9 protein-coding genes are annotated in these 16,624 nt (G+C 71.6%); 8 read left to right on the top strand and 1 reads right to left on the bottom strand.

Annotated elements, in window-relative coordinates; genetic code table 11:
* Positions 1 to 155: 155 nt before the first annotated feature.
* From ACGFZQ_RS19845 to ACGFZQ_RS19875, 7 genes are all read left to right on the top strand, one after another.
* Entirely contained in the window at positions 156 to 2,084 is a 1,929-nt protein-coding gene (locus tag ACGFZQ_RS19845; RefSeq protein WP_393841434.1) for an ABC transporter ATP-binding protein, read from the top strand.
* On the top strand, positions 2,081 to 3,958 hold the full coding sequence (locus ACGFZQ_RS19850; RefSeq protein ID WP_393841435.1) for an ABC transporter ATP-binding protein: 1,878 nt from the start codon (positions 2,081 to 2,083) through the stop codon (positions 3,956 to 3,958). Before ACGFZQ_RS19845 ends, ACGFZQ_RS19850 begins: the two co-directional genes overlap by 4 nt.
* Before the next feature lie 22 nt (positions 3,959 to 3,980).
* Positions 3,981 to 5,855 (top strand): ABC transporter transmembrane domain-containing protein, encoded by a 1,875-nt coding sequence (locus ACGFZQ_RS19855; protein WP_393841436.1) that lies wholly within the window; start codon positions 3,981 to 3,983, stop codon positions 5,853 to 5,855.
* A complete protein-coding gene (locus ACGFZQ_RS19860) occupies positions 5,852 to 7,594 on the top strand; it encodes an ABC transporter ATP-binding protein (protein ID WP_393841437.1) in 1,743 nt (580 codons plus the stop codon). The genes ACGFZQ_RS19855 and ACGFZQ_RS19860 overlap by 4 nt, the downstream gene beginning before the upstream one ends.
* A 291-nt stretch (positions 7,595 to 7,885) precedes the next feature.
* A complete protein-coding gene (locus ACGFZQ_RS19865; protein ID WP_393841438.1) occupies positions 7,886 to 9,919 on the top strand; it encodes a M4 family metallopeptidase in 2,034 nt (677 codons plus the stop codon).
* A 253-nt stretch (positions 9,920 to 10,172) separates the two neighbouring features.
* Positions 10,173 to 11,816, top strand: coding sequence for a M4 family metallopeptidase (locus ACGFZQ_RS19870; protein ID WP_393841439.1), 1,644 nt, complete (start codon positions 10,173 to 10,175; stop codon positions 11,814 to 11,816).
* A 69-nt stretch (positions 11,817 to 11,885) separates the two neighbouring features.
* The gene (locus tag ACGFZQ_RS19875; protein ID WP_351739759.1) at positions 11,886 to 12,401 is read left to right on the top strand and encodes a DUF1990 domain-containing protein; all 516 of its coding nucleotides are present in this window, start codon (positions 11,886 to 11,888) and stop codon (positions 12,399 to 12,401) included.
* Between the two features lie 86 nt (positions 12,402 to 12,487).
* Here the strand turns inward: ACGFZQ_RS19875 and ACGFZQ_RS19880 are convergent, their stop codons facing one another.
* Positions 12,488 to 15,112 carry a glycosyltransferase family 1 protein gene (locus ACGFZQ_RS19880; protein WP_393841440.1) on the bottom strand — a complete coding sequence of 875 codons (2,625 nt, stop codon included), beginning with the start codon at positions 15,110 to 15,112 and terminating at the stop codon, positions 12,488 to 12,490.
* 217 nt (positions 15,113 to 15,329) lie between these two features.
* On the opposite strand from ACGFZQ_RS19880, the gene ACGFZQ_RS19885 reads away from it, so the two are divergent.
* The gene (locus ACGFZQ_RS19885) at positions 15,330 to 16,532 is read left to right on the top strand and encodes a S8 family peptidase (RefSeq protein ID WP_393841441.1); all 1,203 of its coding nucleotides are present in this window, start codon (positions 15,330 to 15,332) and stop codon (positions 16,530 to 16,532) included.
* Positions 16,533 to 16,624 lie beyond the last annotated feature (92 nt).

Below are 16,624 nucleotides of genomic sequence, written 5' to 3' on the forward strand. Positions count from 1 at the left end.
GCCCGCCCCGCTGGAAGCGGCATCAACCGATCGGCTGATGCGGCGGATCCGGTTGTACGACCCCCCGAACATGCTGGTCGTAGGACCACCGACCGATTCCGGTCCGGCCAAAACTCGGTAGGCGTTGTCAGTGCCGATCCGTAGGCTCGCACCTGATGCCTCCGACACGTGCAACCACCAAGGACCGGTCAGCCGTCCGTATCCTGCTGCGCCTGTGGCCGTACGTACGGCCGGTGCGGACGCGGCTGTCCGTCGCCGTGTTCGTCGCGGTGATCGCCTCCTGTACGGGGCTCGTCATTCCGCTCGTCCTCAAGTGGATGGTGGACGGCCCGGTGGCCGACCGCGACCCCGGCGGGGTCTGGCTCGGTGCGCTGTACCTGCTGCTGCTCGGGATCGCCGAAGCGCTGCTCTTCGGAATGCGGCGCTGGCTGGTGGCCAGACCTCTCTCGCACGTCGAGGCGGGGATGCGGGCCGACCTCTACGGCCGTCTGCAGCGCCTGCCGGTCGCCTTCCACGACCGCTGGGCCTCCGGCCAGCTGCTCTCCCGAGCCACCACCGACCTGATGCTGCTCCGCATGTTCCTCGCCTTTCCGCTGACCTTCCTGCTGGTCAACGGGGTGACCATCCTCGTCGGCGTGATCATCATGCTGCTCCAGGACTGGACGCTGGGCCTGGTCATCCTCGTCCCCACGATCCCCGTGATGTGGACGTGCGTGATCTTCGAGAAACGGTACGCGGCGGTGGCCCGGCTCGCCCAGGACCAGGTGGGCGACCTGACGACGGTGGTCGAGGAGAGCGTGCTCGGCATCCGCATCATCAAGGGGTTCGGCCGGCACCGCAGCCAGGCGCGCGCGTTCCGCGAGCTGGTACGGACCCTGCGGGGCACGGAGCTGCGCAAGGCGCGGATGCTGGCGACGATCTGGGGCGTCATCGTGACCCTCCCGGAGGCGGCCATCGGGGCGGCCCTGCTGTGGGGGTCGATCCAGGTCGCCGAGGGCGAGCTGAGCACGGGGACGCTGGTGGCGTTCCTGTCGACGGCACTGGCGCTGCGCTGGCCGGTGGAGTCGATCGGCTTCCTGCTGGCGATGAGCCAGGAGGCGGCGACGGCCACCGAGCGGTACTTCGAGGTACGGGACGCGTTGCTGGAGGACGCCGATCCGTCTTCGGCCGGGGGTGCGTCGGGGCTGGTCGCGCAGTTCCCCGCGCCCCTTCAGGGCGCTTCAGCTGAGTCGGCCGGGAAGGGCACGGCTGGACAGCGCCCCGTCAGGGGCTCGGGGAACTGCGCGATCGGCCCCCACCGGCCCGCACTCGACGGCGGCGCCCTCGCACCGGCTCCCCAACCCGACGGCATCCGCTTCGAGAACGTGCAGTTCCGCTACCCGGACGCCTCCCCCGACTCACCCCCCACCCTCGTCCACATCGACCTGCACATCCGCCCCGGCGAGTCCATGGCCCTCGTCGGTGCCACCGGCAGTGGGAAGACCACCCTCACCGCCCTCATCCCCCGCCTGCACGAGACGACCTCCGGACGGATCACCCTCGACGGCCGGGACATCACCGCCATGCCCCGCGAGGAACTCCGCGCCCTGGTCGCCGTGGCCTTCGAGGAGCCCACCCTCTTCTCCGCCTCCGTCGGCGAGAACGTGCTGATGGGAGCCGGAGAAGGCGCCGGGGAGCCGGAGCTGGCCCGCGCCCTCGCCGTCGCGCAGGCGGACTTCGTGCACGCCCTCCCCCAGGGCACCGCGACCCAGGTCGGCGAGCAGGGCCTCAGCCTCTCCGGCGGCCAGCGCCAGCGCCTCGCGCTCGCGCGGGCGGTCGTCGGCCGGCCCCGCTTCCTCGTCCTCGACGACCCGCTCTCCGCCTTGGACGTCCACACGGAGGCCGCCGTGGAGGCCGCCCTGCGCGACGTACTCGCCGACACCACCGCCGTGATCGTCGCCCACCGCCCCTCCACCGTCCTGCTCGCCGACCGCGTCGCCCTGCTCTCCGACGGCCGTGTCACCGCCGTCGGCACCCACCAGGAACTGCTCGGCAGCAACGCCGAGTACGTCCGTCTGATGTCCGGGGAGGATCACCGCCGATGACCGCCGCCACCTCCCTGCCCGCCCCCGACGAGGACGACGAACTCCCCCGCCCGAAACAGGCCGACGCCGCCGGTGCGGCCGACGGCGACCCCTTCGACCGGGACGTCCTGCCCGTCCCGCCCGGCGCCACGGCCACTCTCCTGCGCTCGCTCCTCGCACCGATGAAGGCGCGGGTCGCCGTGACCACGCTCCTCCTGCTGCTCCAGCAGGCGGCCGTGCAGGCGGGCCCGCTGCTGGTGGCGTACGCCATCGACCGTGCCGTACCGGCGTTCCGCCACCACGACCACGGCCCGCTGATCGCGGTGGCGGTCGGCTACGGCCTGAGCGCCCTGCTCTCCGGGGGCCTCCAGTACGCGTTCATCGAGGCCTCCGCGCGGGTGAACCAGGACGTGCTGCTCGACCTGCGCGGCCGTATCTTCCGCCACGCACAAGCCCTCAGCATCGACTTCCACGAGCGCTACACGTCCGGCCGGCTGATCTCCCGCTCCACCACGGACGTCGAGTCGCTGCGCGAGCTGCTGAGCGAGGGCCTCCAGGAACTGGTCACGGTCATCCTCTCCTTCCTCTACATCTCGGCGATGCTGCTCTGGCTGGATCTGGGCCTGGGCGCGGTGGCCGTGGCCTCGTTCGTGCCGCTGTATCTGCTGGTGCGGCTGTACCAGCGGCGGGCGGTACGGGTGTACAAGGCCCGGTCCACGGCGATCGCGACGGTGATCGTGAAGTTCGTGGAGACGATGAACGGCATCCGCCCGGTGCGCGCGTTCCGCCGGGAGGCCGCCAACGACGCCGAGTTCGCCGTGCTCAACCGCCGCCACGAACGCACCAACGGCGACGCGCTCCTCGAAATGGCGCGGTATGTCGTCGGCTCCCGGCTGGTCGCCAACACCTCGGTCGCGGTGATCGTGCTGTGGGGCGCCTACCGGGTGGCGTCCGGCTCGCTGGAGCTGGGCGTCCTGGCCGCGGCCGTCCTCTATCTGCGCCGGCTGTACGACCCCATCGACCGCCTCGGCATGTTCCTCAACTCCTACCAGTCGGCGGCCGCCTCGCTGGAGAAGATCGCGGGCCTGCTGGCCCAGACCCCGTCCGTGCCGGAACCCTCGGTTCCCACGGAACTGCCGCCCCTGCAGACCGAACTCCCCGGCCGCGAGGTCGCCTTCGACGGCGTCCGCTTCGCCTACCGCACCGGCGGCGAGGTGCTGCCCCGCTTCGACCTCACCCTCCCGGCCGGCCAGACGGTCGCGGTGGTCGGCACCACCGGCGCCGGCAAGTCGACCCTGGCCAAACTGCTCGCCCGCTTCTACGACCCGACCGAGGGACGGGTCCTCCTGGACGGCGTGGACCTGCGCGAACTGACCGTGCCCGCACTGCGGCGCGGGGTGGTGATGGTCACCCAGGAGGCGTTCCTGTTCTCCGGCACGGTCGCCGAGAACATCGCCATCGGCCGGCCTGACGCCACCCGCGAGGAGATCGAGCAGGCGGCCAAGGCGATCGGCGCACACGAGTTCATCGCCGCGCTCCCCGACGGATACGACACCGACGTCCGCAAGCGCGGCGGGCGCATTTCCGCGGGGCAGCGCCAACTGGTCGCGTTCGCACGCGCCTTGCTCGCCGACCCGGCGGTGCTGATCCTCGACGAGGCGACCAGTTCCCTGGACGTCCCCGGTGAACGGGCCGTGCAACGGGCCATGTCGACGGTGCTGAAGGGCCGTACGGCCGTGGTGATCGCGCACCGGCTGTCCACCGTGGAGATCGCCGACCGGGTGCTGGTGATGGAGCACGGCCGGATCGTCGAGGACGGCCACCCGGCCGAACTCGTCGCGGCCACCGGCCGGTTCGCGGATCTGCACCGGGCGTGGCGGGACAGTCTGGCCTAGCGAGGAGAACGGGGTTCGCAGGGTGATCGACGCGTACGAGGATCCGGGCACGCCCGACACACGCGGTGGCTGGTACTACCTGTGGTGGCTGGTGCACCGCCAGCCGGGCCGCTCGCTGGCCGGGGCGCTGCTGGGCAGTGTCTGGCTGACGCTGATGGCCGGAACGCCGTACCTGATGGCGCGGGCCGTGGACGACGGACTGGTGCCGGGGCGCATGGCGGTGCTGGCCGGCTGGACGGCGGCGATCTTCGTCCTCGGGGCGGTCAACGCGTGGGTCAGCATCATGCGCCACCGCACGATGACCCGGGTGCGCATGGACGCGTACTTCCGCACGATCAAGGTGGTCGTCGGGCACGCGGTACGGCTCGGTGCCGCACTGCCCCGGCGGGTGGGAGCCGGTGAGGTCGTCACGATCGGCGTCGGCGACGTGCACACCATCGCCCAGGCGCTGACCGTCGTCGGCCCCGGGGTGGGCGCGGTCGTCGTGTACGCGGTGGTGGCGGGTCTGCTGGTGCCGATCTCGCCCCTGCTGACCGGCGTGGTCCTGCTCGGGGTGCCGGTGGTGGCGCTGCTCGCGGGCCCGCTGGCCCGGCGGCTCCAGGGCCGGGAGACCGAGTACCGGGAACGCCAGGGCGTCCTCACGGCCCGTATCGGCGACCTCGCGGGCGGCCTCCGCGTCCTCAACGGCCTCGGCGGCAAGGGCCTGTTCGCGGACGCCTTCCGCAAGGACTCACAGCACCTGCGCGTGCAGGGCTACCGGGTGGGCTCGGTCGCCAGCTGGGTCCAGGCCCTGGGCGTCGGCCTGCCCACGGTGTACCTGGCGGTGGTGACCTGGATCGCGGCCCGGATGGCCGCCCGCGGGGAGATCACGGTGGGCCAGCTGGTGTCGGTGTACGGCTATGTCGCGGTCCTGGTGGGCCCGGTGGCGTTCTTCCTGGACATGGGCTACCAGCTCAGCCGGGGCGTGGTGGCCGCCCGCAGGGTGGTACGCCTGCTGCACCTGGCCCCGGAACCGGACGAGGGCACGGAGCAGGCCCCGGCCGACCCGTCCGTCCTGCACGACCCCCGGTCGGGGGTCCGGGTCCGCCCGGGCCGTCTGACGGCACTGGTGGGCGCGAGCGCGACGGAGACGGGGGCGGTGGTGGACCGTTTGGGCCGCTACACACGGTCGGACGTGACGTGGGGAGGAGTACGGCTGGAGGCGGTACCCCTCCTCGAAGTACGGTCCCGCATCCTGGTGGCCGACAACGAGGCCCACTTCTTCGCCGACAGCCTGCGCAACTCCCTCAGGGGCGCAGAGCCGCATCCAAGAGGCGGCCACGCCGCGCCCCTCAAAGGCGCAGAGCCGTATCCCGGGGGCGGCCCCGACGCGCCCCTCAGGGGCGCGGGGCGAGACACTATGCGGCTCCGCCGCGTGGGCGCGACCAGCCCCCACTCACCCGCACCCGCCGCTGAACCCTCGTACGCACCCTCTGACGCGCGAACCGCCCAAGCCCTCCACGCGGCCGCGGCGAACGACATCCTCCAGGCCCTCCCCGCCGGCCTCGACTCCCCCATCGACGCCCAGGCCCGCAACCTCTCCGGCGGCCAACGCCAACGCATCCGCCTGGCCCGCGCCCTCCTCACCGACCCCGAGGTCCTCCTCGCCGTGGAGCCCACCTCCGCCCTGGACGCCCACACCGAGGCCCTCGTAGCGGAGCGCCTCCGCACCGCCCGCACCGGCCGCACCACCCTCCTCACCACCACCTCGCCCCTGATGCTGGCCCGCGCCGACGAGGTGATCTACCTGGTCGACGGCAAGGTCGCGGCGACCAGCACCCACGAGGGCCTGCTGGAGTACGCGCCCGGCTACCGCGCCCTGGTGGCCCGGGACACGGAGGAGGAGGTCGTCCGGTGACGACGAGTCAGCTTCCCGTCGCCGGACGCGCCGACGTACGCCGGGCCGTCCTCCGCCTGGTGCGGGCCGACCGCGGCGCCTTCTCCGCCGCCCTGCTGCTGAACGCGCTCGCCGCCGGCACCGGCCTGGCCGGCCCGTGGCTGGTGGGCCGGATCGTGGACGCGGTGCGGGCCGGCCGCGGTGTCGGCGCCGTGGACCGCCTCGCCCTGTGGATCCTGCTCTGTTCGCTCGCCCAGCTGCTGTTCGCCCGCTCCGCCCGCTACGTCGGCCACCGCTTCGGCGAGCGGACCCTGGCCCGGGTCCGCGAGGAGTTCGTGGACCGGGCGCTCATGCTGCCCGCGTCGGTCGTGGAGCGGGCCGGCACCGGGGATCTGACCGCGCGCGGCACCTCCGACGTGACCGCCGTCGGCACCACGCTGCGGGACATCGGCCCCGAGCTGCTGGTCTGCTCGGTGCAGGCGCTGTTCGTGATGGCCGCGGTCTTCGCACTGGATCCGATGCTGGGCGCGTTCGGGGTGCTCGGGCTGACCCCGATCTGGTTCGCCCTGCGCTGGTATCTGCGCCGGGCCCGGGACGGCTATCTCGCGGAGGGCGCGACGACCTCCGGGGTCGCGGAGATCGTCACGGCGACGGTGGCGGGCGCGCGCACGGTGGAGGCGTTCCGGCTCCAGGAACGCCGGATCGCGGCGAGCCGGGACGCCCTGGAGGCCAACCGGAAGACCCGCTTCTACACGCTGCGTCTGCGGACCGTGTTCTTCCCGGCGGTCGAGGTGTCGTACACCCTGCCGGTGGCCGGGGTGCTGCTGGTCGGCGGACTGCTCCATGCCGGGGTCGGCGTGGTGGTGTCGGCGGCGCTGTATCTGAGGCAGTTCACGGAGCCGCTGGACCAGATTCTGATGCGGGTGGAGCAACTCCAGTCCAGCAGCGCCTCGTTCGCTCGGGTGGAGGGTCTGGCGCAGGCTCCGCGGACGGAGGCGGACGGGGGGTCCGCGGCTCCGGCGGACGACCGGATCGATGTGCGCGGGGTGCGGTACGCCTATGAGCGCGGCGGCGAGGTGCTGCGCGGGGTGGATCTCACGGTGCGGCCCGGGGAGCGGCTCGCGGTGGTCGGGCCGTCCGGCGCCGGGAAGACGACGCTGAGCCGGCTGCTGGCGGGCGTCGACGCGCCCGGGTCGGGCACGGTGACCGTGGGCGGGGTGCCGCTCGCCGGGCTGGCACCGGAGCTGCTGCGCCGCCAGGTCGTCCTGGTCACCCAGGAACACCATGTCTTCCTCGGCACGGTCCGGGACAACCTGCTGATCGCCGAACCGACCGCGAGCGACGCGGACCTGTGGACGGCGCTGACGACCGTGGGCGCCGACGGCTGGGTCCGCGGCCTCCCCGGCGGCCTCGACACCCGGCTGGGCGCGGGCGGTGGTGCCACGGACGGCTCCCAGGCGCAGCAACTCGCGCTCGCCCGGGTGGTCCTGGCGGATCCGCACACGCTGATCCTGGACGAGGCGACGGCCCTGCTGGACCCCGCGACCGCCCGGCACGCCGAACGCGCCCTGGCCGCCGTTCTGGAGGGCCGTACGGTCATCGCCATCGCCCACCGGCTGCACACCGCGCACGATGCGGACCGGGTCGCCGTGATGGAGGACGGTCTGCTCACCGAACTCGGCACCCACGAGGAGCTGGTGGCGGCGGGCGGGGCGTACGCGGCGCTGTGGGCGACCTGGCACGGCGACAAGGCCCCCTGAGATCCGCCTGCCCACCCAACGATCCGCATACCGAACATGAACATCCGGTCAACGAACGATTTCCGGCCAAATTCCTGACGCGGTCCTGACAGATCGCGTTTTCTGGTGCCACTCTTCCCACGGCCGACTCACAGCAACCCCACAGAATCACCCTGTCGCTGCCGGGTCCGGCACTGCACCGCGCACGTGGTTCCGCGTTCCGCCTGTTCCGCATGTTCTGCCCGGACGGCCCACCCGCCCTCCGGATCTCCCCTGGCCGTGTGACCCGCGGCCACGCAGAAGGAGTCAGTGTTGAGAAGCAGTTCCTCTCGCAGACGCACCCCCCACCGCACCGCAGTAGTGGCCCTCGCCGGCGTCACCGCCCTGATCGCCGCGGCCGTCCAGTCGGGCGCCGCCAGTGCCACCCCGGCCGCACCGCAGGCCGGCCGGATCAACCCCGCGCACGCCGCCGTGAAGCTCTCGCCCTCGCAGCGCGCGGAGCTGCTGCGGGACGCGACCGCCGAGAAGGCCGCCACCGCCAGGTCGATAGGCCTCGGCACGCAGGAGAAGCTGGTCGTCAAGGACGTCCTGAAGGACGCCGACGGCACCGTCCACACCCGCTACGAGCGCACCTACGCGGGCCTCCCGGTCCTCGGCGGCGACCTCATCGTCGACACCGCCAAGTCGGGCGCCACCGAGCGGGTCGTCAAGGCGAACAACGCCACGCTCAAGGTCGCCGACCTCACCCCGGCCGTCAGCGCGGCGAGCGCCGAGAAGCAGGCCGTCTCCCGCGCCAGGACCCTCGGCTCCACCAAGTCGGCCGCCGACGGCGCCCGCAAGGTCATCTGGGCCGGCTCGGGCACCCCCGTCCTCGCCTACGAGACGATCGTCGGCGGCTTCCAGGACGACGGCACCCCCAACCAGCTGCACGTCATCACCGACGCCGCCACCGGCAAGAAGCTCTACGAGTACCAGGGCATCGAGAACGCCACCGGCACCGGCACCACCCAGTACAGCGGGACGGTCTCGCTGACGACGACCCAGTCGGGTTCGACGTACAACCTGACCGACGGCGACCGCGGCGGCCACAAAACGTACAACCTGAACCACGGCACGTCGGGCACCGGCACACTGTTCTCGCAGTCGAGCAACACCTGGGGCAACGGCACCACGTCGAACGCCGCCACCGCGGGCGCCGACGCGCACTACGGGGCCGCGGAGACCTGGGACTTCTACAAGAACACCTTCGGTCGCAGCGGCATCAAGAACAACGGCGTCGGCGCCTACTCCCGCGTCCACTACGGCAACTCGTACGTGAACGCGTTCTGGGACGACGGCTGCTTCTGCATGACGTACGGCGACGGCTCCGGCAACGCGGACCCGCTGACCGCCCTCGACGTGGCCGGCCACGAGATGAGCCACGGTGTCACCTCCAACACCGCGGGTCTCAACTACAGCGGCGAGTCCGGCGGCCTGAACGAGGCCACCTCGGACATCTTCGGCACCGGCGTCGAGTTCTACGCGGCCAACTCCTCCGACGTCGGTGACTACCTCATCGGCGAGAAGATCGACATCAACGGCGACGGCACCCCGCTGCGCTACATGGACCAGCCCAGCAAGGACGGCGGCTCCGCCAACTACTGGTCCTCGTCCGTCGGCGGCCTCGACGTGCACTACTCGTCCGGCGTCGCGAACCACTTCTTCTACCTGCTGAGCGAGGGCAGCGGCGCCAAGGTCATCAACGGCGTCAGCTACAACTCGCCCACGAAGGACGGCCTTCCGGTCACCGGCATCGGCCGGGACAAGGCGCTGCAGATCTGGTACCGCGCACTCACCACCAAGTTCACCTCGACCACCAACTACGCGGCCGCCCGCACCGGCACCCTCGCGGCGGCGGGTGAGCTGTACGGCACCACCAGCACCGAGTACAAGGCGGTGCAGGACGCCTGGGCGGCCGTGGCGGTCGGCTCCCGCTCGGGCGGTGGCGGCGGTACGGGCACCTCGTACGAGAGCACCACCCCGGTGTCGATCCCGGACAACGGGCCCGCGGTCACCTCGTCGATCACGGTCTCCGGCCGGACCGGGAACGCGCCGAGCAACCTCCAGGTAACGCCGAATATCAGCCACACCTGGCGTGGTGACCTGGTGATCGACCTCGTCGGTCCGTCCGGAACGTCCTACCGCCTGAAGGCCTTCAGCTCCTCCGACTCCGCGGACAACGTGACGGACACCTACACGGTGAACGCCTCCTCGGAATCGGCCAATGGAACCTGGAAGCTGAAGGTCCAGGACCAGGCCGCACAGGACACCGGCAAGATCAACAGCTGGAAGCTGACCTTCCCGTAAACCGCAGGACACGGACGTGGGCGACGGGCGCCGTCCGGGGGTTCGACTCCCCCCGGGCGGCGCCCGTTTTACATGTTCGCAATGTTCACCGAACACCTGCTTTTCGGCCAACATCACTTCAGGGTCCTGACATGTACGCGACCTTGATGTCACTCTTCCTTCACCCGTCGCACAGCACAGCAACTTCACAACCCCACAGCCGGGCCGGTAACCCCACATCGCCCCGGACTCCCCACATCCTGAAGGAGCTTGAGTGAGCCCCCTCTACGCGCGTCACAAGCGCACCACTCTGGCCATCGCCACCGCTGTCGCCGCCGGCGCCCTGCTCACCACGGGTATGACCGCGAACGCCACGGCCGCCGACAAGCAGCTGGCCGGCGCCCCGACCCTGCTCTCCAACTCCGCCCGCACCGCCCTGATCCAGAAGGCGGACGCGAACGTCGCCGAGACCGCGCAGCAGATAGGCCTCGGCACCAAGGAGAAGCTGGTCGTCAAGGACGTCGTGAAGGACGTCGACGGCACCGTCCACACGCGCTACGAGCGCACCTACGCGGGCCTCCCGGTCCTCGGCGGCGACCTGGTCGTGCACACCTCCAAGGCGGGCAAGACCGAGGGCGTCACCAAGGCGAACAAGGCGACCATCAAGGTGGCCTCCCTCAAGCCGCAGATCAGCACCGCCAAGGCGGAGAAGTCCGCGCTCACCGCGGCCAAGACCCTGGGCTCCACCAAGTCGGCCGCCGACGGCGCCCGCAAGGTCATCTGGGCCGGCAACGGCACGCCCGTCCTCGCCTACGAGACGATCGTCGGCGGCTTCCAGGACGACGGCACCCCCAACCAGCTGCACGTCATCACCGACGCCGCCACCGGCAAGAAGCTCTACGAGTACCAGGGCATCGAGAACGCCACCGGCACCGGCAAGAGCCTCTACTCCGGCACCGTCAGCCTCAGCACCACCCTGTCGGGGTCGACGTACCAGCTGTACGACACCACGCGCGGCGGCCACAAGACGTACAACCTGGCCCGCGGCACCTCCGGCACCGGCACGCTGTTCACCGACGCCGACAACACCTGGGGCACCGGCGCCGCCTCCAGCTCCTCCACGGACCAGACGGCCGCCGTGGACGCCGCCTACGGCGCCCAGGAGACGTGGGACTTCTACAAGGCCACCTTCGGCCGCAGCGGCATCAAGAACAACGGTGTCGCGGCCTACTCCCGGGTCCACTACAGCAGCGCCTACGTCAACGCCTTCTGGGACGACAGCTGCTTCTGCATGACCTACGGCGACGGCTCCAGCAACACCCACCCGCTGACCTCGCTGGACGTGGCCGGCCACGAGATGAGCCACGGTGTCACCTCCAACACCGCCGGCCTGAACTACTCGGGCGAGTCCGGCGGCCTGAACGAGGCGACCTCCGACATCTTCGGCACCGGCGTGGAGTTCTACGCGGGCAACAGCAACGACGTCGGCGACTACCTCATCGGCGAGAAGATCAACATCAACGGCGACGGCACCCCGCTGCGCTACATGGACCAGCCCAGCAAGGACGGCGGCTCCGCCAACTACTGGTCCTCGTCGGTGAAGAACCTGGACGTGCACTACTCGTCCGGTGTCGCCAACCACTTCTTCTACCTGCTGTCCGAGGGCAGCGGCTCGAAGACGATCAACGGCGTCACCTACAACTCGCCGACGTACAACAGCTCCACGCTCACCGGCATCGGCCGGGACAAGGCGCTGCAGATCTGGTATAAGGCGCTGACGACGTACTTCACGTCGACCACCAACTACAAGTCGGCGCGCACCGGCACCCTCTCGGCGGCGGCCGCGCTGTACGGCTCCGGCAGCACCGAGTACAACGCGGTGGCGGCGGCCTGGACGGCCGTCAACGTGACCGCGTGACCCGATAGCAGCGGTACGGGCGGACCCCGGGACGAAGGCATCCCCGGGGTCCGCCCTACGCTCTCTCCCATGTCCTTCACGTACGAGGCGGTCGGCGCGACCCGCGAGGATCTCGCCGCCTGCCCGCCCGGCTTCCACCCGCTCCATGTGCGCACGCGCATAGGCGAGGGCGCGGAGGTCTTCCACAAGTCCGCCGAGGCGGTCCTCACCTGGGAACTCCACCGCGCCCTGGGCGTCGGCATCGAGGCCTCCGCCGACCGCGCGGCCCCCGGCGTGGACGTCACCGTCACCCTCGCCGGCCTCATCAAGGCCCCCTGCCGGGTCGTCTGGACGGCGGAGGAGTCCCGCCGGGCGGGCTGGGCCTACGGCACCCTCACCGGCCACCCCGAGTGCGGCGAGGAGGCCTTCCTGGTCACCCGCACCGGCGACGGCACGGTCTGGCTGACGGTCGCGGCCTTCAGCAAGGCCGCCAAGTGGTACGCCCGCGCGGGCGGCGCGGCGACCCGGGGGCTGCAGCACGCGTATGCGCGCAGGTGCGGCAAGGTGCTGCGCAATCTGTGCGGGGACGAGGCGGACTCGTTCTGAACGGGCCCGCCCGGCCGACGCGCATCGGCCGACGGGTCCGGCGGCCGGGAGGCCTGGTGCCCTGCCCGGGCCGCCGGACCCCCGCCTCACCGCATCAGCACCCCCGCCCCCTCCACCGCCCCTTCCGACGGTGCCGTCACCAGTCCCAGCTCCGCGCCGGACGCCAGCAGCCGGTGTGACGGGAGGATGCGGACCGTGTAGCCGTAGGGGCCCGTGCGGTCCAGGGCCAGGGGGCCCTCGTAGGTCCAGTGGCCCTCCAGGTCCGGGCCTCCGGTCGGCTTCAGCGGCACCGTCGTCGCGTCCGTGATGCGGTCCTCGGAGTCGACCCGGCCGGAGACCGCCTGCACCTCCACGTCGTCGGGCGTGAGGTCGCCCAGCCGGACGCGGACGCGCAGGGCGAGGGTGGTGCCCAGTTCGGCGGTGGCCGTGGCCGCGGTGGTCGCCACGTGGCCGACCGACACCCCGTGCCAGGCGGCCCGCACCCTGACCTTCCAGGCGGACAGTTCACGGGCCTTGTCGGCGGTCATCGAGCGGTGGGCGTGCGCCGCCGGAGTGTAGAGGCGCTCCACGTACTCCCGGACCATGCGGCCCGCCAGCACCTTCGGGCCCAGCAGGGTGAGCGTCTGGCGGACCATCTCGATCCAGCGGTCCGGGAGCCCGGTCCGGCCGCGCTCGTAGAAGCGGGGGGTGACCCGTTGTTCGAGGAGGTCGTAGAGGGCGGCCGCCTCGATGTCGTCCCGGCGCTCCGCATCCGTGCCGGCGCCGTCGGCGGTCGGGATCGCCCAGCCGAAGTCCGGCTGGAACCACTCGTCCCACCAGCCGTCCAGGACCGAGAGGTTGAGGCCGCCGTTGAGCGCCGACTTCATCCCGCTGGTCCCGCACGCCTCCAGCGGGCGCAGCGGGTTGTTCAGCCAGATGTCGCAGCCGGGCAGCAGCTTCTGCGCCATCGCCATGCCGTAGTCGGGCAGGAAGACGATCCGGTGCCGGACGCGCGGATCGTCGGCGAACCGGACCAGCTCCTGGACCAGCCGCTTGCCGCCGTCGTCCGCCGGGTGCGCCTTTCCGGCCACCACGACCTGGATCGGCCGCTCGGAGTGCAGCAGCAGGTCCATCAGCCGGTCGCGGTCGCGCAGCATGAGCGTGAGCCGCTTGTACGACGGGACGCGCCGGGCGAATCCGATGGTCAGGACGTCCGGGTCGAGGGCGTGGTCGATCCAGCCCAGCTCGGCCGTCCCGGCACCCCGCTGCCGCCAGGACGCCCGCAGCCGCTCCCGCACCTCGAGGACCAGCTGCTCCCGCAGGTTCCGGCGCAGGTCCCAGATCTCCTGGTCGGTGACGTCGGCGACCGCGTCCCAGCGCTCGGTGCCGCCGACGGTCAGCGCCTCCTCGGTACGCCGGTCGCCCAGCTGCCTCGCCCCCAGCCGCACCACCTCGGGCGCCACCCAGCTCGGGGCGTGCACCCCGTTCGTCACGGAGGTGATCGGCACCTCGTCGGCGTCGAATCCCGGCCACAGCCCGGAGAACATCTCCCGGCTGACGTTGCCGTGCAGCAGCGAGACCCCGTTGGCGCGCTGGGCGAGCCGCAGCCCCATCACGGCCATGTTGAAGAGGTTGGGTTCGCCGCCGGGGTAGGTCTCCATCCCCAGGCGCAGGATGTGCTCCACCCCGATCCCGGGCAGTTCGGCGTCGGGGCCGAAGTGGTGGGCGACCAGCTCCCGGTCGAAGCGGTCGATGCCGGCCGGGACGGGGGTGTGGGTGGTGAAGACGGTGCCGGCGCGCACCGCCTCCAGCGCGGAGTCGAAGTCCAGCCCGTGGGCGCACAGCTCGGCGATCCGCTCCAGGCCCAGGAAGCCCGCGTGCCCCTCGTTGGTGTGGAAGACCTCCGGCTCGGGGTGGCCGGTCAGCCGGCAGTACGTCCGTACGGCGCGCACACCCCCTATCCCGAGCAGCATCTCCTGGAGCAGCCGGTGTTCGCTGCCGCCGCCGTAGAGCCGGTCGGTGACCCCGCGTTCGCCGAGGTCGTTCTCCTCCACGTCGGAGTCCAGCATCAGCAGCGGCACCCGGCCCACCTGGGCCAGCCAGATCCGGGCGCGCAGCAGCCGGCCGCCGGGCAGGGCGAGGGAGACGTGTGCCGGGGTGCCGTCGGCGTCCTTGAGCGGCACCACCGGGAGTTCGTTCGGGTCGAGGACGGGATAGTGCTCCTGCTGCCAGCCGTCCCGGGACAGGGTCTGCCGGAAGTACCCGTGCCGGTACAGGAGGCCGACGCCGATCAGCGGTACGCCGAGGTCACTGGCCGACTTCAGGTGGTCGCCGGCCAGGATGCCGAGGCCGCCGGAGTACTGCGGCAGGGCGGCCGTGATGCCGAACTCGGGCGAGAAGTAGGCGACGGCGGCCGGGAGTTCGGCGGCCTGCGGCCGGGACTGGTACCAGCGGTCGCCGGTCACGTAGTCGCCCAGGTCGTCGGCGGCCGCCGTCAGCCGGCGCAGGAACCGGCGGTCACCGGCCAGCTCGGCGAGCCGCGCCGGCGGCACGCTGCCGAGCAGCCGCACCGGGTCGCCCTCCGAGGCGGCCCAGCGTTCGGGGTCGACGGCCTGGAAGAGGTCACGGGTCTCGGTATGCCAGGACCAGCGCAGATTTCGGGCCAGGTCGCTGAGGGGGCGGAGGGGGTCGGGGAGAACGGGACGGACGGTGAACCGACGGATCGCCTTCACATTCCACTCCACGCGTTCGTGGTGAGAGCCGTACGGCGGTGTGCGGCTCGGCGTTCCTCAGACGGTACCGGTGTCGAGGGGGCCGTTGTCGGAGCTCCGGCACCAGATCCCGGCTCCGTCCCCCGGTGGGCGGACCGAGATGCGTCACGCCTCCTTGTGGGACCCGGCCCCGCACGAGACGCTGCCTCCCTGAGCTGAGGAGGGGGAACTCACAGCCATGTCACGGACGATCAACCGGCGTCCGCGTCTGGCGGGGGGCTTGACCGCGGTCGTCACGGCCGCGGTGCTGTCATCGGCCACCCTGCCCGCGCACGCCGTACCGGAGGGGACCGTGTTCGGCGCCGGCCGACCGGGCTCGGTCGGCGGAAGCTATCTGGTGACGCTCGAAGAGGGGATCAAGGGCTCGTCGGCGGCCGGGAAGGACGTCGCCACCCGCTATGGGGCGAAAATAAGCCATACTTACGACAGTGTGCTGAACGGATACGCCGTCCAGGCAAGCGCTGGACAGGCCCGGCGGCTCGCCGCGGACCCACGGGTCGCCTCCGTCGTCCAGGACAGCCGGATACGGCTCGACCGCACCCAGACCAACCCGCCGTCCTGGGGCCTGGACCGCGTCGACCAGGCGGGACTGCCGCTCGACAAGGCGTACACCTGGCCGGGGTCGGGGGGCGCGGGCGTCACCGTCTACGTGATCGACACCGGCATCCGGATCACCAACCGCGACTTCGGCGGCCGGGCGGGCTACGGCTGGGACTTCGTCGGGAACGACAGATCCGCCGGCGACGGCAACGGCCACGGGACACATGTCGCCGGCACCATCGCCGGGACCCGGTACGGCGTCGCCAAGAAGGCGAAGGTCGTCTCCGTACGGGTCATGGACGACGCGGGGTCGGGCACCACCGCCCAGGTCATCGCCGGTATCGACTGGGTCACCGCACACGCCCGCAAGCCTGCGGTGGCCAACCTCAGCCTGGGCGGTGCGCACAACGCCCAGCTCGACGCCGCGGTACGCGACTCGATCAGGTCCGGGGTGACGTACACGGTCGCGGCCGGCAACGACGGCCTCCCGGCCGGCCGCTACTCGCCGGCCGACGTACCGCAGGCCCTCACCGTCGGCGCCACCGACCGCGCCGACGCCCGCGCGGGCTTCTCCAACTTCGGTGCGGCCGTCGACCTGTTCGCCCCGGGCGTGGCGATCACCTCGGACTCGTACACGAGCGACACCGGCAAGGCGACCTACTCGGGTACGTCGATGGCGTCACCGCACGTGGCGGGCGCCGCCGCGCTCTATCTCGCCGGTCATCCGAAGGCCACCCCGGCCCAGGTCGCCAAGGCCCTGATTGCGGAGGCCGCGAGCGGGAAGGTGACTGGTGCGGGGCTCGGGTCACCCAACCGACTCCTCCGGGTGCCGAAAACGTAAAGCGTTTTCTCCTATGCGAACACGCCACCGGTCCCGTTCGTACAGAACGGGGCCGGTCTTGTGCGTAGACATACGGCTGAGTAGTTAACAAA

Source organism: Streptomyces sp. NPDC048254, from assembly GCF_043201895.1.
Classification (GTDB): Bacteria; Actinomycetota; Actinomycetes; order Streptomycetales; family Streptomycetaceae; genus Streptomyces.